Origin of the sequence: Streptomyces sp. 4N124 (assembly GCF_052245395.1) — a bacterium.
Lineage (GTDB): Bacteria > Actinomycetota > Actinomycetes > Streptomycetales > Streptomycetaceae > Streptomyces.
Genome location: NZ_JBQQBS010000056.1, coordinates 12,184 through 32,525, shown reverse-complemented (window position 1 = coordinate 32,525; position 20,342 = coordinate 12,184). Strand labels below are relative to the sequence as shown.

17 protein-coding genes and 2 tRNA genes are annotated in these 20,342 nt (G+C 68.0%); 16 read left to right on the top strand and 3 right to left on the bottom strand.

Annotated features, from left to right (window positions below; translation table 11 throughout):
* The first annotated feature begins 15 nt into the window (after positions 1-15).
* Positions 16-483, top strand: coding sequence for an HD domain-containing protein (locus ACTWQO_RS38345; protein WP_443241995.1), 468 nt, complete (start codon positions 16-18; stop codon positions 481-483).
* A gap of 3 nt (positions 484-486) precedes the next feature.
* On the opposite strand, the gene ACTWQO_RS38340 is transcribed toward ACTWQO_RS38345, so the two are convergent.
* A complete protein-coding gene (locus tag ACTWQO_RS38340; protein WP_443241994.1) occupies positions 487-1,635 on the bottom strand; it encodes an acyltransferase family protein in 1,149 nt (382 codons plus the stop codon).
* Positions 1,636-2,079: 444 nt separating this feature from the next.
* Here ACTWQO_RS38340 and ACTWQO_RS38335 point away from each other — a divergent pair, with 444 nt between their 5' ends.
* Positions 2,080-2,274, top strand: a complete 195-nt coding sequence (locus ACTWQO_RS38335; RefSeq protein WP_210577588.1) for a hypothetical protein — start codon at positions 2,080-2,082, stop codon at positions 2,272-2,274.
* 54 nt (positions 2,275-2,328) lie between these two features.
* On the opposite strand, the gene ACTWQO_RS38330 is transcribed toward ACTWQO_RS38335, so the two are convergent.
* Positions 2,329-2,402: transfer RNA gene (locus tag ACTWQO_RS38330), tRNA-Gly, on the bottom strand.
* Positions 2,403-2,533: 131 nt separating this feature from the next.
* On the opposite strand from ACTWQO_RS38330, the gene ACTWQO_RS38325 reads away from it, so the two are divergent.
* From ACTWQO_RS38325 to clpX, 5 genes are all read left to right on the top strand, one after another.
* Positions 2,534-2,610 (top strand) — tRNA-Pro (locus ACTWQO_RS38325).
* Between the two features lie 178 nt (positions 2,611-2,788).
* The gene (gene tig / locus ACTWQO_RS38320; protein WP_443241993.1) at positions 2,789-4,183 is read left to right on the top strand and encodes a trigger factor; all 1,395 of its coding nucleotides are present in this window, start codon (positions 2,789-2,791) and stop codon (positions 4,181-4,183) included.
* A gap of 349 nt (positions 4,184-4,532) precedes the next feature.
* Entirely contained in the window at positions 4,533-5,147 is a 615-nt protein-coding gene (locus tag ACTWQO_RS38315; protein ID WP_328364492.1) for an ATP-dependent Clp protease proteolytic subunit, read from the top strand.
* A gap of 51 nt (positions 5,148-5,198) precedes the next feature.
* A complete protein-coding gene (locus tag ACTWQO_RS38310) occupies positions 5,199-5,879 on the top strand; it encodes an ATP-dependent Clp protease proteolytic subunit (protein ID WP_443241992.1) in 681 nt (226 codons plus the stop codon).
* A gap of 184 nt (positions 5,880-6,063) precedes the next feature.
* Positions 6,064-7,350: an ATP-dependent Clp protease ATP-binding subunit ClpX gene (gene clpX / locus ACTWQO_RS38305; protein WP_210577586.1), complete on the top strand. Its 1,287-nt coding sequence runs from the start codon at positions 6,064-6,066 to the stop codon at positions 7,348-7,350.
* A 68-nt stretch (positions 7,351-7,418) separates the two neighbouring features.
* Here the strand turns inward: clpX and ACTWQO_RS38300 are convergent, their stop codons facing one another.
* Complete coding sequence (locus tag ACTWQO_RS38300) at positions 7,419-8,399, bottom strand: hypothetical protein (RefSeq protein WP_443241991.1); 981 nt, start codon at positions 8,397-8,399, stop codon at positions 7,419-7,421.
* 136 nt (positions 8,400-8,535) lie between these two features.
* Here ACTWQO_RS38300 and ACTWQO_RS38295 point away from each other — a divergent pair, with 136 nt between their 5' ends.
* The 9 genes from ACTWQO_RS38295 (at position 8,536) to rodA (ending at position 20,289) form a co-directional block, all read left to right on the top strand.
* Positions 8,536-11,160 (top strand): valine--tRNA ligase, encoded by a 2,625-nt coding sequence (locus tag ACTWQO_RS38295; protein WP_443241990.1) that lies wholly within the window; start codon positions 8,536-8,538, stop codon positions 11,158-11,160.
* Between the two features lie 162 nt (positions 11,161-11,322).
* Positions 11,323-12,807 carry a bifunctional tetrahydrofolate synthase/dihydrofolate synthase gene (gene folC, locus ACTWQO_RS38290; protein ID WP_443241989.1) on the top strand — a complete coding sequence of 495 codons (1,485 nt, stop codon included), beginning with the start codon at positions 11,323-11,325 and terminating at the stop codon, positions 12,805-12,807.
* Between the two features lie 8 nt (positions 12,808-12,815).
* Positions 12,816-13,169: a DUF4233 domain-containing protein gene (locus tag ACTWQO_RS38285; protein ID WP_443241988.1), complete on the top strand. Its 354-nt coding sequence runs from the start codon at positions 12,816-12,818 to the stop codon at positions 13,167-13,169.
* A 69-nt stretch (positions 13,170-13,238) separates the two neighbouring features.
* Positions 13,239-13,652 carry a nucleoside-diphosphate kinase gene (gene ndk, locus ACTWQO_RS38280; RefSeq protein ID WP_443241987.1) on the top strand — a complete coding sequence of 138 codons (414 nt, stop codon included), beginning with the start codon at positions 13,239-13,241 and terminating at the stop codon, positions 13,650-13,652.
* A 318-nt stretch (positions 13,653-13,970) separates the two neighbouring features.
* Positions 13,971-14,990 (top strand): rod shape-determining protein, encoded by a 1,020-nt coding sequence (locus ACTWQO_RS38275; RefSeq protein ID WP_099928866.1) that lies wholly within the window; start codon positions 13,971-13,973, stop codon positions 14,988-14,990.
* 135 nt (positions 14,991-15,125) lie between these two features.
* A complete protein-coding gene (gene mreC, locus ACTWQO_RS38270; RefSeq protein WP_443241986.1) occupies positions 15,126-16,070 on the top strand; it encodes a rod shape-determining protein MreC in 945 nt (314 codons plus the stop codon).
* A 10-nt stretch (positions 16,071-16,080) separates the two neighbouring features.
* Positions 16,081-16,752 carry a rod shape-determining protein MreD gene (gene mreD, locus ACTWQO_RS38265; RefSeq protein ID WP_443241985.1) on the top strand — a complete coding sequence of 224 codons (672 nt, stop codon included), beginning with the start codon at positions 16,081-16,083 and terminating at the stop codon, positions 16,750-16,752.
* 103 nt (positions 16,753-16,855) lie between these two features.
* Positions 16,856-19,096, top strand: coding sequence for a penicillin-binding protein 2 (mrdA, locus tag ACTWQO_RS38260; protein ID WP_443241984.1), 2,241 nt, complete (start codon positions 16,856-16,858; stop codon positions 19,094-19,096).
* Positions 19,093-20,289: a rod shape-determining protein RodA gene (gene rodA, locus ACTWQO_RS38255; protein ID WP_443241983.1), complete on the top strand. Its 1,197-nt coding sequence runs from the start codon at positions 19,093-19,095 to the stop codon at positions 20,287-20,289. Before mrdA ends, rodA begins: the two co-directional genes overlap by 4 nt.
* The last annotated feature ends 53 nt before the right edge of the window (positions 20,290-20,342 follow it).

Here is a 20,342-nt window from a genome sequence, read left to right as displayed (position 1 = left end):
ACTCACACTGGAGGGGTGACTCCAACGCCCTTGCCCCTCCCCGAAGTAGAAGCCCTCGCCCGCGCCGCCCACCAGGACCAGACCGACAAGGCCGGACGGCCCTACGCCGAACACCTGAGGGCCGTCGCCGAGGGCGTACGCGCGCGGGGCGGGGACGACGAGCAGATCGCGGCGGCCTGGCTGCACGACGCCGTGGAGGACGACAAGCTCTCCGAGCAGTGGCTGGACGAGGCCGCGCTGAGCCGTCGTACGAAGGACGTCGTGCGCGCGCTCACCAAGCGGGCCGGGGAACCCCCCGAGGCGTACGCCGCGCGCATTCTCGCCACTCCGGGCGCCCTGCTGGTCAAGGAGGCCGACCTCGCGCACAACGCGGACCCGGCGCGGCTCGCCGTACTCGACGCGGCCACCCGCACACGACTGACCGAGAAGTACGCACGGATGCGCGCACTTCTCGGCCTGAAGGATGAATCGAGCGGTGAATAACGCCTAGGCGCGTGCCTTTTCGCGTTCCCTGGCCAGCTCGGCCGCGTCCCGCTTGAACGCCCACTCCATCTTCGGCTCCATCGCGAACCGGAACACCCGCCGTACCGGCGCCGTGCAGAGCAGGGTCACGACGGCTGCCGCGAGGACGGTCACGATGATCTCGCCGAGCGGCCGGTGCAGCCAGGCGTGGTCGAACCAGCCCTGGTAGTCACCGGCCTTGACCAGGAATCCGTGCAGCAGATAGCCGTACAGCGTGCCCGCGCCGAGCGCCGTGAACCACATGTGGCGGCGCGGCACCCAGGCGAAGAAGCAGGCGGTCAGCAGCGTCGAGCAGCCGAACGTCGCGAGCACCATCACCGGCCCGGTCCACCAGGGAGCGCCCAGGTTCTGCGCGGCGTCACGGTGGTAGAACCACGCGGTGTTCATCCGCGGCACGGCCCACCAGCCGACCACCAGCGCCGCCGCGAACACCGGCACGGACGCGATCCGCACCGAACGCCGGCGCACCAGCCGGAAGTGCTCGGGCTTCATGCACAGACCCAGCACGAAGTACGGCAGGAACTGCAACACCCGCTGCAGATCCAGGTCGTTGCCGATCTCCGGGGTCACCGACGCCAGCATGGCGACACCGAGCGCGAGCGGCAGCGGGTGGCGCACCAGCTTCCAGATCGGGGTCGTCATCCGCCAGATGAACAGCGCGCACAGGAACCAGGTGAGATACCAGGGGTCGAGAAGACTGACCTCCTGACCGGGATCGTCGGCGACGACACGCTTGAAGAGCGGATACGCCGTCTCGAAGAGGATGTACGGCACCGCCACACCGGTGATCAATCGCTTCAGCCGGTCCGGGCGCATGTCGAAACTGCGCGAGAAAAAGCCGGAGATGACGATGAAGGCCGGCATGTGGAACGAGTACACGACCGAGTACACGGCTTCCAGGATCCGGCTGTCGGCCTTGAGCGGTTCCCAGGAGTGGCCGATCGCCACCAGCACGATCGCCAGATACTTGGCGTTGTCGAAGAAAGCGTCGCGCTGCTGTTTCTGCTGTGTCTGCGGTGCTCCCGTACTCGGCGCTCCCGATGTCGGCGACTGTGCCGGGGGGAGCGGCGTTCGGCTGTGACCGCTGGTGGAGGGCGTGGCGGCGTGGAACATCTGAGGCACCCTAGCCTTGCCTGTGGGTTCTCGTAAAACCCCGACGTCATTCCTGCTTTTCCGGCCCGACTACCTGTGTTTGCCGGAAGTTGGCAGGGCGGATGACGTGACGGTGAACACAGTGAGTCACTTGCGCTGAACGACGGAATGTCCGCTTCCGCTGCCTTTGCGTGCAACAAATCGAATTCCCTGCGAACGCGTTGTGTGGACAACGAAACGAACCAGCCGAATTCCTTGCGCGGTTGACTGGCGAATTGTGTTGCAAGCTGTGCCAGAGATGTGAGTTCGTGCGGACAGATCCGGACTTGTCGGATACGGGTGCGGCAGACGATGCGTCACGGGCCGCATACCGGGGCCCCGTTGGTGGCACGATGGTTCTGGCGGGGGTGCGCGGGGCGGCATCCCAGGCCGGGAGAGCGGATCCGACCGAGGGTGTGATCAGTTGTGGCCATTTCACTGTCAGTGGTGCTGCTATTGGCGATCATCCTGGTGGTGATGATCCGGGCGGGGAACATCAAGGCCGGCCCCGCGGTCGTCGCGGTCCTCTTCGGCTTCTTCCTCGCCTCGACGGGTATGGCCGACGACATCCAGCGCTTCCTCGACTCGATAGCCCAGACGATCAACGAGATCCAGTTCTGACCGGCCGGCCTCGTGGCATGCAAAAGGGCCCGGTTCCGAAGAACCGGGCCCTCATGGAGCGGGCGACGGGAATCGAACCCGCGTAGCTAGTTTGGAAGACTAGGGCTCTACCATTGAGCTACGCCCGCACAGCACGCGCCGCAGGTCAGCCGACCGCGGCACTGCAGGCATCGTAGCGGGTCGTGCCCCCTCACCGCACACCCCATAATTGCGGCGGCCGCACTGCCTGCGGGCATGTACCCTACGTGTCGCACCAGCACGGGGTGTGGCGCAGCTTGGTAGCGCGTCCGCTTTGGGAGCGGAAGGCCGTGGGTTCAAATCCCGCCACCCCGACCACGTACGGATCACCTCGCATGATCGCCTTTGGGGGCGTCCGGCGGCTACGGCTACTATGCAAGCTGCGCGTCCGTGTGTCTCGGCAGTGAAGATCACTGAAGTCCTCCGGGCAGCGAAATCCGCCGGACCAGTCTGGCTCCGGCAGAAACCAAGAAGTCAGCCACAAGGAGACCGAACCGTGAAGAGCGCCGTGGAGACCCTGAACCCGACCCGGGTTCGGCTCACTGTCGAGGTGCCCTTCGAGGAGCTCAAGGACAGCCTCGACGCGGCGTACAAGAAGATCAACCAGCAGGTCACGGTGAAGGGCTTCCGCAAGGGCAAGATCCCGGCCCGCGTCATCGACCAGCGGTTCGGCCGCGGTGCGGTTCTGGAGGAGGCCGTCAACGACGCGCTGCCCAAGTTCTACACCGAGGCGGTCAACGAGGCCGAGATCGACGTCCTGGGCCAGCCCGAGGTCGACATCACGGAGCTGAAGGACGGCGAGACGCTGAACTTCACCGCCGAGGTCGACATCCGCCCGACCCTGGAGATCCCGGACTTCTCCGGCATCGAGGTCGAGGTCGACGCCGTCGAGGTGACGGAGGACGACATCGCGCAGTCCGTCGAGCAGCTCCGCGAGCGCTTCGCCTCCACCTCCCCGGTCGAGCGTGCCGCCGAGGACGGCGACGTCGTCACCCTCGACCTGGAGGCCAAGGTCGAGGGCGAGGTCCTCGAGGACGGCGTGGCGAGCGGTGTCTCCTACACCATCGGCTCCGGCGAGCTCCTCGACGGCATCGACGACGCCGTGAAGGGCCTGGAGGCCGGTGGCGAGGCCACCTTCACCTCCGAGCTCAAGGGCGGCTCCGCGGCCGGCAAGGAGGCCGAGGTCACCGTCAAGGTCTCCCAGGTCGCCGCGCGCGAGCTCCCCGAGCTGGACGACGACTTCGCGCAGCTCGCCTCCGAGTTCGACACCCTCGACGAGCTCAAGGCCGACAGCCGCAAGCGCCTCGAGAACATGAAGCAGTACGACCAGGCCACGCAGGCCCAGGAGCGCGTCCTGGAGAAGCTGCTCGAGCTGGTCGAGGTGCCCGTCCCCGAGAAGCTGCTCGAGGACGAGATCAACACCCGTAAGCACAACCTCGAGCACCACCAGCTCGGCCAGATGGGCCTCGACCTCCCGAAGTACCTGGAGATCCAGGGCAAGACCGAGGAAGAGTTCGAGACCGAGACCCGCGAAGCCGCGGTCAAGGGCATCAAGACCCAGTTCGTGCTCGACGAGCTGGTCAAGCAGGAGAAGCTCAACGTCAACCAGGAGGAGCTCACCGAGCACCTCATGCGCCGCGCCGCCTCCTCCGGCATGTCCCCCGACCAGTTCGCCCAGGCCGTCGTCGAGGGCGGCCAGGTCCCCCTCCTGGTCGGCGAGGTGGCCCGCGGCAAGGCCCTGGCCGTCGTCGTCGAGAAGGCCACGGTCAAGGACACCAACGGCGAGATCATCGACCTGGAGGACGACGACGAGGTCGAGCAGGCCACGGAGACGGTCGAGCTCGCGGAGGGTGCCGCCGAGACCCCCGCCGAGGAGAAGACCGAGGGCTGAGCCCACGGCGCCTGGCAGGTCGTAGGAAGGGCCCTGGGGAGGCATCATGCCCCGGGGCCCTCGACGTACGTCGGTGCAGTGCCCCGATAGGGGCGCGGGGAACTGCGCGACCAGCCACACACAACCCGCACCTGCCCCGGTACCCGCACCATCACGGCGAGTAGCCAGCGCCCCAGCCGCCGGACCCTCTACGCCCCCGGCGAACACTCACCTCTCCGGGATTCCCCGAAGGGACCAGCGCGTTAGGGTCCATGAATACGGGGCCCAGAACCTCGGCCAAACCGCCGGAGGCCCCCGCAGGGATACGTGAGACGGCCCGGCGCCGTCGTTTAGACGAGCAGGTGGATACGTGACGAATCTGATGCCTACAGCCGCCGGCGAGCCTTCCTTCGGTGGCCTCGGCGACCAGGTCTACAACCGGCTGCTCAACGAGCGGATCATCTTCCTCGGCCAGCCGGTCGACGACGACATCGCGAACAAGATCACCGCGCAGCTGCTGCTCCTTGCCGCTGACCCGGACAAGGACATCAACCTCTACATCAACAGCCCCGGCGGCTCGATCACGGCCGGTATGGCGATCTACGACACCATGCAGTTCATCAAGAACGACGTGGTGACGATCGCGATGGGCCTCGCCGCCTCGATGGGCCAGTTCCTCCTCAGCGCGGGTACCCCGGGCAAGCGCTTCGCGCTCCCGAACGCCGAGATCCTGATCCACCAGCCCTCCGCAGGCCTCGCCGGTTCGGCATCGGACATCAAGATCCACGCCGAGCGGCTGCTGCACACCAAGAAGCGCATGGCGGAGCTGACGTCCTTCCACACCGGGCAGAGCATCGAGCAGATCACCCGCGACTCCGACCGTGACCGGTGGTTCGACGCCGACGAGGCCAAGGAGTACGGCCTGATCGACGATGTCATCACGCACGCCGCGAGCTTGCCGGGCGGCGGCGGCACCGGGGCCTGACGCCCCCGTGCAGCCCCCAGCCGACCGCCTCAGCCTTCTAGGAGACAGATAGTGAACGACTTCCCCGGCCGCGGCATGTACGACCGCGCACGCGCCGAGAGCACGGTGCCGGTCGCCGAGTCCCGGTACGTCATCCCCCGCTTCGTCGAGCGCACCTCGCAGGGCATCCGCGAGTACGACCCGTACGCGAAGCTCTTCGAGGAGCGCGTGATCTTCCTCGGCGTGCAGATCGACGACGCCTCCGCCAACGACGTCATGGCGCAGCTGCTGTGCCTGGAGTCGATGGACCCCGACCGGGACATCTCGGTCTACATCAACAGCCCCGGCGGCTCCTTCACCGCGCTGACTGCGATCTACGACACGATGCAGTTCGTGAAGCCGGACATCCAGACCGTGTGCATGGGCCAGGCGGCCTCCGCCGCGGCCGTCCTGCTCGCGGCCGGCTCGCCCGGCAAGCGCATGGCGCTGCCGAACGCCCGCATCCTGATCCACCAGCCGTACAGCGAGACGGGCCGCGGTCAGGTCTCCGACCTGGAGATCGCCGCGAACGAGATCCTCCGGATGCGCGCGCAGCTGGAGGAGATGCTGGCCAAGCACTCCACCACGCCGATCGAGAAGATCCGCGAGGACATCGAGCGCGACAAGATCCTCACGGCCGAGGACGCGCTGTCCTACGGCCTGATCGATCAGATCATCTCGACCCGGAAGATGAACAACGAATCGGTGCGCTGACGCGGAAGGCTGTATCGTCTGCCGCTCCTTGGCACGGTTCGGCACTGTGCACGACAAAGTGCGCGTCGAAGTGAACCGTGCCAAGGGGGGCCCGAACGAGGGCCCCGGCAAGGTACCGTCGGACATAAGGCAGCACCAGGAGCCGCTGGACCTAGGCGTCTCCCAGGCGAAGGGGAAGCACACCGTGGCACGCATCGGTGACGGCGGCGATCTGCTCAAGTGCTCGTTCTGCGGCAAGAGCCAGAAGCAGGTCAAGAAGCTCATCGCAGGCCCCGGTGTGTACATCTGCGACGAGTGCATCGATCTCTGCAACGAGATCATCGAGGAAGAGCTCGCGGAGACCAGCGAGGTGCGGTGGGAGGAACTCCCCAAACCGCGCGAGATCTACGAGTTCCTCGAGGGCTACGTGGTCGGCCAGGAGGCCGCCAAGAAGGCGCTCTCCGTCGCGGTGTACAACCACTACAAGCGGGTCCAGGCCGGTGAGAACGGCGGCGCCCAAAGCCGCGAGGACGCCATCGAGTTGGCGAAGTCCAACATCCTGCTGCTCGGCCCCACGGGCTCCGGCAAGACCCTGCTGGCCCAGACCCTCGCGCGCATGCTCAACGTCCCGTTCGCCATCGCCGACGCGACAGCGCTGACGGAGGCCGGGTACGTCGGCGAGGACGTCGAGAACATCCTGCTGAAGCTCATCCAGGCGGCCGACTACGACGTCAAGAAGGCCGAGACCGGGATCATCTACATCGACGAGATCGACAAGGTGGCCCGCAAGAGCGAGAACCCGTCGATCACCAGGGATGTGAGCGGCGAGGGCGTCCAGCAGGCGCTGCTGAAGATCCTCGAAGGCACGACGGCCTCCGTGCCCCCGCAGGGCGGCCGCAAGCACCCCCACCAGGAGTTCATCCAGATCGACACGACGAACGTCCTGTTCATCGTGGGCGGCGCCTTCGCCGGACTGGAGAAGATCATCGAGTCCCGGGCCGGCGCGAAGGGCATCGGCTTCGGCGCGACGATCCGCTCGAAGCGGGAGCTGCAGTCCAAGGACCAGTTCGAGGACGTCATGCCGGAGGACCTGGTCAAGTTCGGCATGATCCCCGAGTTCATCGGGCGCCTCCCCGTCATCACGAGCGTCCACAACCTGGACCGCGAGGCCCTGCTCCAGATCCTGATCGAGCCGCGTAACGCGCTCGTGAAGCAGTACGAGCGCCTCTTCGAACTCGACGGCGTGGAACTCGACTTCGAACGCGAGGCCCTCGAAGCCATCGCCGACCAGGCCATCCTCCGCCAGACCGGCGCCCGCGGCCTGCGCGCCATCATGGAGGAAGTCCTCCAGGGCGTGATGTACGAGATCCCGTCCCGCAAGGACGTCGCCCGCGTCGTCATCACCGCCGAGGTCGTCCACTCGAACGTCAACCCGACCCTGATCCCGCGGGACGCGCGGGGGCGGGGCTCGGGCGAGCAGAAGTCGGCGTAGCCGCCGTACGCACATGGCAAGGGGCCCCGGTCAGCCGACCGGGGCCCCTTCGCTGTTGACGGAGACCGTCAGGCCTTGACGCGGATCTCGTCGCGGAGCTTGCTGGTGATGTCGGCGGCGACGTCCTTCGTCATGTCCTTGCTGGCGTCACCGGGGGAGACCATGGCCATGGTGCTGTAGTCGGCCCAGGCACAGAACCAGTCGGTCTTCGCCTTCTGCGTGGCCAGGTCGGTGCCCTTGGCCGCCTGGCACTTCATCACCGCACCGTCGATCTCGACCGTTTCGGGCTCGCCGACCATCTCGGTCTTCGGGGCGGCCGTGCTGCCCGAGGACGAGGAGTTGTCCTGGGACTCCTTCTTGATCAGCGTGAAGAACTCGTCCAGGGACTTCTCGGGATCGGCGATCTCACCGTAGGCGCCGATGTAGGTGATGCCCTTGGCCGTCGTGAGTTCGCTGGGGTCTGGCGCGGTGGAGGGGTCTTTGGGGTCGTAGTCGCTCAGGTCGGCCGTCGAGTAGATGCCGGAGACCGCGGTGCCGTTCTTGACGCCGCTCTTCGTCAGGTCCTTCGCCGTGTCCGTGCCGGCGCCCTCGGAGTCCTTGGTGAACAGCTTGTACTCGCTGAGCACCGTCTCCGGCGTCGTCAGCTTGTGCGCGCCGTCGTCCTCGATGCCGCCCGCGCCGCCGCCCCCGCCGATGACGAAGTACGCGCCCACGCCGATCGCCGCCACGACGGCGACCGCGCCGATGATGAGGCCCGTCTTCTTCGCGCCGCCGCCCGGAGCCGGCGGCTGCGGGGCGCCGTACGGGGCCTGACCGTACGGAGGCTGCTGGCCGTAGGGCTGCTGCTGTCCGTAGGGAGGGGTCTGGGGCGGGACGCCCTGCGGGGGCTGCTGGGGGTAGCCGTAACCGGGCTGGGCGGGCGGAGCCTGCTGGGGGTAGCCATAGCCGGGCTGGGGGGCCTGCGGCTGCTGGCCGTACGGACCCGGCTGGCCGTACGGTCCGGGCTGCTGGGGCTGCCCGCCGTACGGGCCCGGCTGGTTGTAGCTCATTTCTGGGTTCCCCTCCAGATGCTTATGTGTTCCCGACATCCTGGCGCAGGCGCGGGGGACGCACGGCATCGGGGTGCGCAGTGTTACAGAACAAAGGAGTTTCGGGACACGCCCGCGACACCTCTAAACTGAGCGGGTGACCGAGAACGCTCAGCAGCAGCCACCAGCGCCCGACACCGAACTGCCGACCCAGTACGCGCCGGCCGATGTAGAAGGGCCGCTGTACGAGCGCTGGGTGGAGCGGGGTTACTTCGAGGCCGATGAGAAGAGTGACAAGCCTCCGTACACCATCGTCATCCCGCCGCCCAACGTCACCGGCTCGCTCCACCTCGGGCACGCCTTCGAGCACACCCTCATCGACGCGCTGACTCGTCGTAAGCGCATGCAGGGGTACGAGACGCTGTGGCAGCCCGGCATGGACCACGCGGGCATCGCGACGCAGAACGTCGTCGAGCGCGAGCTGGGCAAGGAGGGCAAGTCCCGGCACGACCTCGGCCGTGAGGCCTTCGTCGAGCGGGTCTGGCAGTGGAAGGGCGAGTCCGGCGGGCAGATCAGCGGTCAGATGCGGCGCCTCGGCGACGCTGTCGCCTGGTCGCGTGAGCGCTTCACCATGGACGAGGGCCTGTCCCAGGCCGTTCAGACCATCTTCAAGCGGCTCTACGACGACGAGCTGATCTACCGCGCCGAGCGCATCATCAACTGGTGCCCGCGGTGTCTGACCGCCATCTCCGACATCGAGGTCGAATACCAGGACGACGACGGCGAGTTGGTCTCCATGAAGTACGGGGACGGGGACGAGACCATCGTCGTCGCCACCACCCGTGCCGAGACCATGCTCGGCGACACGGCCGTCGCCGTTCACCCCGAGGACGAGCGGTACAAGCACCTGGTCGGCAAGCTCATCAAGCTGCCGCTGACCGACCGTTCCATCCCGGTCGTCGCCGACGAGCACGTCGACCCCGAGTTCGGCACGGGCGCCGTCAAGGTCACCCCGGCCCATGACCCGAACGACTTCGAGATCGGCCAGCGGCACGACCTGCCCGCCATCACGATCATGGACGAGCACGCCGTCATCACCGCCCACGGCCCCTTCCAGGGCCAGGACCGGCTGGAGGCCCGCTCCGCGATCGTCGCCGCGCTGCGCGCCGAGGGCCGGATCGTCGCCGAGAAGCGGCCGTACGTCCACTCCGTCGGCCACTGCTCGCGCTGCAAGACCACCATCGAGCCCCGCCTGTCCATGCAGTGGTGGGTCAAGGTCGGCCCGCTCGCGAAGGCCGCCGGCGACGCGGTCCGCGACGGGCGCGTCAAGATCCATCCGCAGGAGATGGAGAAGCGGTACTTCGACTGGGTCGACAACCTCCACGACTGGTGTATTTCCCGGCAGTTGTGGTGGGGTCACCGGATTCCGGTCTGGTACGGGCCGAACGGCGAGGTCGTCTGCGTCGGCCCCGACGAGCAGCCGCCCACCGGCGAGGGCTGGCACCAGGACACCGACGTCCTCGACACCTGGTTCTCCTCCGGCCTGTGGCCCTTCTCCACGCTCGGCTGGCCCGAACAGACCGAGTCGCTCGCGAAGTTCTACCCGAACTCCGTCCTGGTCACCGGCTACGACATCCTCTTCTTCTGGGTCGCCCGGATGATGATGTTCGGCCTGTACGCGATGGACGGCACCCCGCCGTTCCACACCATCGCGCTGCACGGCATGGTCCGCGACCAGTTCGGCAAGAAGATGTCGAAGTCCTTCGGCAACGCGGTCAACCCGCTGGACTGGATGGACAAGTACGGCTCCGACGCCCTGCGCTTCACCCTGGCCCGCGGCGCCAACCCCGGTACCGACGTCCCGATCGGCGAGGACTGGGTCCAGGGCTCCCGCAACTTCGCCAACAAGATCTGGAACGCGACGCGCTTCGCGCTGATGAACGGTGCGACGGTCGAGGGCCCGCTGCCTTCTCAGGAGCAGATGTCGGCGACGGACCGCTGGATCCTGTCCCGCCTCAACTCCGTCGTCGCCGAAGTCGACGCGCTGTACGAGGACTTCCAGTTCGCGAAGCTCTCCGACGCGCTGTTCCACTTCGCCTGGGACGAGGTCTTCGACTGGTACGTCGAGCTGTCCAAGACCACGTTCAACGCGGGCGGCGAGCCGGCCGAGGTCAGCAAGCGCGTCCTGGGCGAAGTCCTGGACGTCACCCTGAAGCTGCTGCACCCGGTCGTTCCCTTCGTCACGGAGACGCTGTGGACGACGCTGACGGGCGGCGAGTCCCTCGTGATCGCGGACTGGCCGAAGGACAGCGGCTTCCGTGACGCGGCCGCGGAGCAGGAGATCGGGGCGCTGCAGCAGCTCGTCACGGAGGTCCGCCGCTTCCGCAACGACCAGGGTCTCCAGCCGGGCCAGCGCGTCCCGGCCCGCCTGGCCCTGGACGGCACGGGCCTCGCCCCGCACGAGCCGGCCATCCGCCAGCTGGGGCGCCTCCAGCCGGAGGGCGAGGGCTTCTCGGCGACGGCGACGCTGCCGGTCGCGGGGGCGACGGTCGCACTGGACCTCTCGGGCGCGATCGACGTGGCCGCGGAGCGCAAGCGTCTCGCCAAGGACCTGGCCGCCGCGGAGAAGGACAAGGCCCAGTCCACCGCCAAGCTCGGCAACGAGGGGTTCCTCGCGAAGGCGCCGGATCATGTCGTCGAGAAGATCCGGGCGCGGCTTGCCAAGGCGGACGAGGACATCGCGCGGATCAAGGCGCAGCTGGACAGGCTGCCGCCTGCGTAAGGGTTGCTACGTCGCTGAAGGCCCCCGGAGCTTGTCGGTTCCGGGGGCTTTTGGTTGCCGTCACGGCGAGTCGCTCGCCCGCGCTCGCAGGGTGCCGCCTGCGCCCACCCGTGCCGCCCCAGCGGCACGACTGCCCGCAGGCTGGGTACGTAGACTGACCCCGTGAGTGAAAGCGACCCGTTCGACGAGATCGTCGCCGCCGAAACAGACCGCGACCCCGACCTCGCGGTCATCGAGGCCGGCAGCCGCACCCTGCGTACCCAGGGCGGCCCGCCGGAGGCCGCCGTGCCCGTGCGCCCCGAGGACCCCGAGGTCGACAAGGCCCTCCGCGAGGTCGAGGCGGAGCTGGCGACCCGTTGGGGCGAGACCAAGCTGGAGCCCTCGGTCGCCAGGATCGCCGCACTCATGGACGTCCTGGGCGAGCCGCAGCGCGCGTACCCCTCGATCCACATCACCGGCACCAACGGCAAGACCTCCACCGCCCGCATGATCGAGGCCCTGCTCGGCGCCTTCGAGCTGCGGACCGGCAGGTACACGAGCCCGCATGTGCAGTCGATCACCGAGCGGATCAGCCTGGACGGTGCGCCGATCTCCGCCGAGCGGTTCATCGAGACGTACCAGGACATCAAGCCGTACATCGAGTTGGTCGACGCCCAGCAGGAGTTCCGGCTGTCGTTCTTCGAGGTGCTGACGGGCATGGCGTACTCCGCCTTCGCGGACGCGCCCGTCGATGTGGCCGTCGTCGAGGTCGGCATGGGCGGTTCCTGGGATGCCACCAATGTGATCGACGGGGACGTCGCCGTCGTCACCCCCATCGACCTCGATCACACCGACCGGCTCGGCGAGACGCCCGCCGCCATCGCCGGGGAGAAGTCCGGGATCATCAAGCAGGACGCGACGGTGATCCTGGCGCAGCAGCCCGTCGAGGCGGCGCAGGTGATGCTGAAGAAGGCGGTCGAGGTCGACGCCACCGTGGCCCGCGAAGGGCTGGAGTTCGGGGTGGTCGCGCGGCAGATCGCCGTCGGTGGGCAGCTGGTCACCCTGCGCGGGCTGGGCGGTGAGTACCCCGAGGTGTATCTGCCGCTGCACGGCCCCTACCAGGCGCACAACGCGGCCGTGGCGCTCGCCGCCGTCGAGGCGTTCTTCGGCGTCGGCGCGCAGCGTTCCGATCCGCTCGACATCGATCACGTCCGCAAGGCGTTCGCCTCCGTCGCCTCGCCGGGGCGGATGGAGGTCGTACGCCGTTCCCCGACCGTCGTCCTGGACGCGGCCCACAATCCGGCGGGCGCCCGCGCCACCGCCGAGGCGATCGGGGAGGCCTTCGACTTCAGCCGGCTGATCGGGGTGGTCGGGGCCAGCGGGGACAAGAACGTCCGGGGGCTGCTGGAGGCCTTCGAACCGATCTTCGCCGAGGTCGTGGTGACGCAGAACTCCAGCCATCGCGCGATGGACGCCGACGAACTGGCCGCGATCGCCGTCGAGGTGTTCGGGGACGACCGGGTGCAGGTCGAGCCGCGGCTGCCGGACGCCCTGGAGGCCGCGATCACGCTGGCCGAGGAGGAGGGCGAGTTCGCCGGTGGCGGCGTGCTCGTCACCGGTTCCGTCATCACCGTCGGCGAGGCCCGGCTGCTGCTGGGGAAGGGCTGAATCCACGCATGCGTACGCTCTGTTCCTCGACCCTGATCGGCGAGCTGTTCATCATCGGCTTCGCCGGTCTGGTCGCGATGAAGGACGACGATCTGTCCATGACCACGGTGTGGACGGTCAGCGGCATCGCGATGTTCCTGTGCCTGGTGCTGTGCGGCCTGGTGACCCGGCCCGGCGGCGTCGCCCTCGGCTGGGCCCTGCAGATCGCCCTCATCGCCTCCGGCTTCATCGTGCCGAGCATGTTCTTCCTGGGGGCGATCTTCGCGGCGCTGTGGTGGGCGTCGGTGCACTACGGGCGGAAGATCGACGAGGCGAAGGCAAGATTCGCGGCCGGCCAGGCGGATCAGCCTGACGCTGCGTAACAAGCACCGAGCTGCGCCCCGTATGCTCAACACCACCCCGCACAACCTTTGATTCAAAGGAGCTCGCACGTGACCCAGCGCACCCTCGTCCTCCTCAAGCCCGACGCCGTACGTCGTGGCTTGACCGGCGAGATCATCAGCCGTATCGAGCGCAAGGCGGGCTGGCGGATCACCGCGCTGGAGCTGCGCACGCTGGATCAGGAGACCCTGGAGCAGCACTACGGCGAGCACAAGGGCAAGCCCTTCTACGAGCCGCTGGTGGAGTTCATGGCCTCCGGCCCGGTTGTGGCCATGATCGTCGAGGGTGAGCGGGTCATCGAGGGACTGCGTGCCCTGGCCGGTCCGACCGACCCGATCGCCGCCGCTCCCGGCTCCATCCGCGGTGACTACGGCGTGATCGTCCGGGAGAACCTGATCCACGCCTCCGACTCCGAGGAGTCCGCCGAGCGCGAGGTGAAGATCTTCTTCCCGGGCCACGGCTGACCGTAGGCCCGCGCGTCACCGAGCCTTCATCTGAGAGGCCGTCAGTTCCCTCGTGTCACCCTGCTTGACCTGGGACGGCTGGTTATTGCCTGCCGTCCCCCGGCATATGCGTGCCGATCGGGGGAACGAGAGCCCCCGATGGACCGTCTGAGGCAGCGAGGCGGCTCATCATCTGCTGACAATGGCGAAGACCCTCGCGCAGTGTTCGGGAAGGCGCGTCTACGATGGAAGCCTTCACGTCACAGCACCCACTTCGCCGACCTGAAAAGCCCTCAAAAGCTCTGTGGGAAGGCCAGACGAATCCTGATGGGGAACTCAATGTCGTTCATCGGCCGTGACATGGCTGTCGACCTCGGGACCGCCAACACGCTGGTGTACGTCAGGGGTCGCGGGATCGTACTCAACGAGCCGTCCGTGGTCGCGATCAACACCAATACCGGTGGCATTCTCGCGGTCGGCGCCGAAGCGAAGAAGATGATCGGGCGCACGCCCGGCAACATCGTTGCCGTGCGTCCACTGAAGGACGGCGTGATCGCCGACTTCGAGATCACCGAGCGGATGCTCCGCTACTTCATCCTGAAGATCCACAAGCGGCGGTATCTGGCTCGTCCGCGGGTCGTCGTCTGTGTGCCCTCCGGCATCACGGGCGTCGAGCGCCGTGCCGTCATCGAGGCGTCGTCCCAGGCCGGCGCCCGCCAGGTGCACATCATCGAGGAGCCCATGGCGGCGGCCATCGGCTCCGGCCTGCCGGTCCACGAGGCCACGGGCAACATGGTGGTGGACATCGGCGGCGGCACCACGGAGGTCGCGGTCATCTCCCTCGGCGGCATCGTCACCGCCCAGTCCATCCGCGTCGCCGGCGACGAACTGGACAACGCGATCATCCAGCACATCAAGAAGGAGTACAGCCTCCTCCTCGGTGAGCGGACGGCTGAGCAGATCAAGATCACGATCGGTTCGGCGTACGACCTCGACGACGATCAGCACACCGAAATCCGCGGCCGAGATCTTGTCTCCGGGCTGCCCAAGACCGTCGTCATCTCCGCCGCGGAGGTGCGCAAGGCGATCGAGGAGCCGGTCAACGCCATCGTCGACGCCGTGAAGACGACCCTCGACAAATGCCCGCCGGAGTTGTCCGGCGACATCATGGACCGCGGAATCGTCCTCACCGGTGGCGGTGCCTTGCTGCGCGGCCTCGACGAGCGGCTGCGCCGGGAGACCGGGATGCCGATCCATATCGCCGAGGATCCGCTGGACAGCGTGGCGCTCGGTTCCGGTAAGTGTGTCGAGGAGTTCGAGGCGTTGCAGCAGGTGCTCGACGCCCAGCCCCGCAGATGACGTAACTCTTCGATTCCGCCGTACGAGACGATCTCTTCTTGTACGGCGGATCGTTGATATAGAGACATAAGCTCACCCATAAACGCTTCTCTTCAACACCTGCACATTCCTAGAGGGAAGGCACGGCCGCCGCACGTGAGGGACACGAAAGAGAGCCGGCTGCTTCTGGTGCTGCTGATCGCCATCGCGTTCGCACTGATCACGGTGGACATCCGCGGCGGAGAGGACTCACCGGTCGACGGTGCCCGCCAGGGAGCGGCAGCCGTGTTCGGCCCGATCGAGGACGGCGTGTCCAGCGCGGTCGACCCGGTCGGCAACGCTGTCTCCGCGATCCGTGACTCCGGCGAGCGGCACGACCGGCTCGCCGCGCTGGAGAAGGAGAACGCGGCCCTCAAGGCGAAGCTCGGCAGCGACGACCGCAACCGCAGCCGGCTGGCCCAGCTCGACAAGATGCTGAAGGTGGCGGGCAAGGGCCAGTACGGCATCAAGGGCGCCGAGGTCATCGCCATAGGAGCGGCCCAGGGCTTCTCCTGGACCATCACCATCAACGCGGGCGCGGGCGACGGCATCAAGCGCGACATGACCGTCCTCAACGGCGACGGCCTGGTCGGGCGGGTGACGACCGTCGGCCCCAACACCGCCACCGTGCTGCTCGCCAGCGACCCCGACTTCACCGTCGGCACCCGGATGGAAGCCAGCGACGAGCTCGGCTTCGCCTCCGGGCAGGGCGACCGTCCACTGCGCGTCGAACTCCTCAACGGCAAGGCCGAGGTGAAGAAGGGCGACCGGCTGGTCACCTTCGGCTCGCAGGCCGACAGGCCGTTCGTGCCCGGCGTCCCGGTCGGCGTGGTCTCCCGCGTCGACCCCTCCGGCGGCGACCTGACCCGCACGCTGTACGTCACGCCGTATGTCAGCTTCACCAAGCTCGACGTCGTCGGCGTGGTCGTCGAGACCCCGAAGCAGGATCCGCGCGACACGGTGCTGCCGGACAAGCCGCAGCCCAAACCCACGCCTACCGTGACGGTGACGGTCACGCCGTCCGCCGAAGCGCCCGACGGCCAGTACGAGCAAGAGCAGTAGGAGCTGAGTCATGCGCGTCAACCGGATCCTGCTCTCCTCCTCGCTCGTCGTCGTCGCCCTGGTGCTGCAGGTGAGCGTCCTCGCCCGCCTGCACCTCCCGGGCGCCGTCCCCGACCTGCTGCTGCTCACCGTCCTGGGCCTGGCCCTGGTGTACGGCCATGTCGGCGGTGCCCTCGTCGGCTTCGGCGCCGGTCTCCTCGCCGACCTCGCCCCGCCCGCCGACCATGCCGCCGGCCGCTACGCCCTGGTGCTGTGCGTCATCGGCTATCTCGCCGGGCTCGTCAAACCGGACAACGGCCGGCTGAAGTCGGCCACCGGCCCCATGGTCGTGGTCGCCGCCGCCGCCATCGGCTCCACCCTGCTCTACGCCGGAGTCGGCGCCCTCGTCGGCGACACCGCCGCCCGCCATGTCGGCCTCGGCAGCCTGCTGTTCACCGCCGCGCTGTACGACCTGCTGCTCGCCCCCTTCGTCGTCCCCGGGATCATGGCGCTGGCCCGGCGCGCGGAGAACGACCCGCTCGCCGACACCAACTCGGCCGCCAAGTCCCCCAACATCTCCACCGGCTGGCTCTCCTCCGGCACCGGTCTGCGGATCGGCGGCCAGCGAGGCGGCTTCAAGGTCAAGGCGGCCCGCGCGCGAGTGGCCCGCGCCGGACGCATCAAGGGGGTCAAGCGGCTGTGATCCCAAGGGAGTTGAGCGCCCCGAAGGGGCGCGGGGAACTGCGCGACAAGCCACGACGGCGCTGCAGCCGATCAACAGCCCATCGCGGAGCGGGGAGGCAGCAGTGACCAACATCCCGGAGACCGGCCGGACGCCACGCGTGCAGATCCGGCTCGTCGTCATCCAGATCCTTGTCCTCTCCCTGCTCGGCACCCTCGGCGGACGCCTGTGGTACCTGCAGATCCGCGAGGGCGACGAGTACGCCAAGGAGGCGTCCGGCAACCACGTCCAGCAGGTCGTCCAGCCCGCCGTACGCGGCTCGATCCTCGACGCGCGCGGGGTCGCCCTCGCGGACAACGAGACACGGCTCGTGGTGTCCGCCTCGCGCACCGAGCTGCTGAAGATGAAGGACGACGGCAAGGCCGTCCTCACCAAGCTCGCGGGCGTCCTGGGCATGAAGCCCAAGGAGGTCATGGACAAGGTCCGGCTGTGCGACGCGAAGACTCCGCAGCCCTGCTGGAACGGCTCGCCGTACCAGCCGATCCCGGTCACCGACGAGGCCACGCCCCGCCAGGCCCTGCAGATCCGTGAGCGCTCCGAGGACTTCCCCGGCATCACCGCCGAGCCGCAGGCCGTACGCCGGTACACGAGCCCCGGCGCGGCCAATGCCGCGCAGGTCCTCGGCTATCTCTCCCCGGTCACCGACGAGGAGATCACCAAGGCGCAGGACACCGACTCGCCCTATCTGCGCTCCGACCAGGTCGGCCGCTCGGGCCTGGAGCGCGCGTACGACAAGGAGCTGCGCGGCAAGGCGGGCGTCACCCGCTACGAGGTCGACAACCTCGGCCGTGTCATCGGCCAGGCCGAGGCCGACGAGGCCCAGCCCGGCGACAACCTCGTCACCAGCATCGACGCCCGGGTCCAGCGGGTCGCCGAGTACGAGCTGAACGAGGCGATGAAGAAGGCCCGCGACGTGTTCGACGACAACACGGGCGAGAACTACAAGGCGGACTCCGGTGCCGTCATCGTGATGGAGGCCAAGACCGGCCGCCTCGTCGCCATGGCGTCCAACCCGTCGTACGACCCGAACGCCTGGGTCGGCGGTATCTCCGCCAAGGACTACACGCGGCTGACCGGCAAGGCCTCCAACTACCCGCTGCTGAACCGGGCCATACAGGGTCAGGCCGCGCCCGGCTCGATCTTCAAGGTGGTCTCCACGGCCGCGGCGGTCGAGGCCGGCTACCCGTTCGACGGCAACTACGACTGCTCCAGCTCCTACTCCGTCGGCGGCCAGGTCTTCAAGAACTTCGAGTCGCAGAGCTACGGCCCGATCGGTCTGGGCCGGGCCCTGGAGGTCTCCTGCGACACCGTCTTCTACCGGCTCGCGCACAGCGAGTGGCAGAAGGACGGCGGCATCAACCCGAAGAAGGGTGAGCCCAAGGACTACTTCTACAAGGCCGCCCACCAGTTCGGCCTCGGCAAGGAGACCGGCATCGACCTGCCCAACGAGGTCACCGGCCGCGTCCCCGACCGCCAGTGGAAGCAGTCGTACTGGGAGGCCAACAAGGACGCCTGGTGCAAGACGGGGAAGAAGAACGGCAGTTACGTCGAGAAGATCTCGTACGAGAACTGCCTCGAGGGCAACAAGATGCGCGCCGGTGACGAGATCAACTACTCCATCGGCCAGGGCGACACCCTCGTGACCCCGATCCAGATGGCCACCATCTACGCGGCCATCGCCAACGGCGGCACCCTGTACGACCCGACCGTCGGCAAGGCGATCATCAGCGCCGACGGCAAGACCGTCTCGCCGATCAAGCCCAGCTCGCACGGCAAGCTGCCGGTCAGCGGGAAGACCCTCGCCGAGATGAACGAGGCCCTGGCCGGCGTCGCCACCCGCGGTACCGCCGCCTGGCGGTTCGGCGGCTGGCCGCAGGACAAGATCCCGATGCACGCCAAGACCGGTACCGCCGAGGTCTACGGCAAGCAGACGACGTCGTGGTTCGCGACGTACACCAAGGACTACACGGTCGTCATGACGATCTCCCAGGGTGGTACGGGCTCCGGCGCCTCGGGCCCGGCCGTCCGCAACATCTACGACGCGCTGTACGGCGTATCCGACGACGGCGAGATCAACCCGAAGAACGCGCTGCTGCCCACGCCGCAGAAGAGCCTGCCGAAGATCAAGACGGACGGTTCGATCACCGCGCCCAAGGTCAAGGGGGACCCGGCGAAGGAGCAGCAGGCCAGCCAGAAGGGGGAGGCCGAGCCGGACGCGACCCAGCAGGCGGGGACCGCGCAGACGCCGGCGACGGGCAACCGTGACACCCGCAGGAGGCAGCGGCGTCTCAGGAGGCGCACATGACCGGCAACAGCTTCTCCGTCTCCGGGTACGGGCCCAAGCGCGCGGGCTGGACCCGGCTGTTCGCCCGTGACTCCCTCGCGCGCCGGCTCGACTGGCCGATACTGCTGTCGGCCATCGCGCTGTCGCTGATCGGCGCGGCCCTCGTCTACTCGGCGACCCGCAACCGCACCGAGCTCAACGAGGGCGACCCGTACTACTTCCTGGTCCGGCATCTGCTCAACACCGGCATCGGCTTCGCCCTGATGATCGGCACGGTCTGGCTCGGCCACCGCACCCTGCGCGGGGCCGTGCCGATCCTGTACGGCCTCTCGGTGTTCCTCGTGCTGCTGGTGCTCACCCCGCTCGGCGCGACCATCAACGGCGCCCACGCCTGGCTCGTCCTCGGCGCCGGCTTCTCGCTCCAGCCCTCGGAGTTCGTGAAGGTCACGATCATCCTCGGCATGGCGATGCTGCTGGCGGCACGGGTGGACGCGGGCGACAAGCAGTACCCGGACCATCGCACGGTCTTGCAGGCCCTCGGCCTGGCCACCGTGCCGATACTGATCGTGCTGCTCATGCCCGACCTCGGCTCGGTCATGGTCATGGTGATCATCGTGCTGGGCGTGCTGCTGGCCTCCGGCGCCTCCAACCGCTGGGTCTTCGGGCTGCTCGGCGTCGGTGTCGCGGGCGCGATCGCGGTCTGGCAGCTGGGTGTGCTGGACGAGTACCAGATCAACCGCTTCGCCGCTTTCGCCAACCCGGAGCTGGACCCGGCGGGCGTCGGCTACAACACCAACCAGGCCCGTATCGCGATCGGTTCGGGCGGACTGACGGGCTCGGGCCTGTTCAACGGCTCGCAGACCACCGGCCAGTTCGTGCCGGAGCAGCAGACCGACTTCGTGTTCACGGTCGCCGGGGAGGAGTTGGGCTTCGTCGGCGGCGGCTTGATCATCGTGCTGCTGGGCGTGGTGCTGTGGCGCGCGTGCCGGATCGCCCGTGAGACGACCGAGCTGTACGGCACGATCGTCGCCGCCGGGATCATCGCCTGGTTCGCCTTCCAGTCCTTCGAGAACATCGGGATGACGCTCGGGATCATGCCGGTGGCGGGGCTGCCGCTGCCGTTTGTGTCGTACGGCGGTTCGTCCATGTTCGCGGTGTGGGTGGCAGTGGGACTGTTGCAGTCGATTCGGGTGCAACGACCCATGTCGGCGTAAGTCATTCAACCTCCCGGAACCCTGGTGTTCATTCGTGATTCACCTCCTGTAGG

Bases quoted from the DNA above. Each gene is read 5' to 3' on its own strand.
- ACTWQO_RS38340 (WP_443241994.1), bottom strand. From the start codon at position 1,635: ATGTTCCACGCCGCCACGCCCTCCACCAGCGGTCACAGCCGAACGCCG.
- ACTWQO_RS38300 (WP_443241991.1), bottom strand. From the start codon at position 8,399: ATGAGCTACAACCAGCCGGGCCCGTACGGCGGGCAGCCCCAGCAGCCC.
- ACTWQO_RS38285 (WP_443241988.1), top strand. From the start codon at position 12,816: ATGCGTACGCTCTGTTCCTCGACCCTGATCGGCGAGCTGTTCATCATC.
- ACTWQO_RS38275 (WP_099928866.1), top strand. From the start codon at position 13,971: ATGTCGTTCATCGGCCGTGACATGGCTGTCGACCTCGGGACCGCCAAC.
- mreD (WP_443241985.1), top strand. From the start codon at position 16,081: ATGCGCGTCAACCGGATCCTGCTCTCCTCCTCGCTCGTCGTCGTCGCC.
- rodA (WP_443241983.1), top strand. From the start codon at position 19,093: ATGACCGGCAACAGCTTCTCCGTCTCCGGGTACGGGCCCAAGCGCGCG.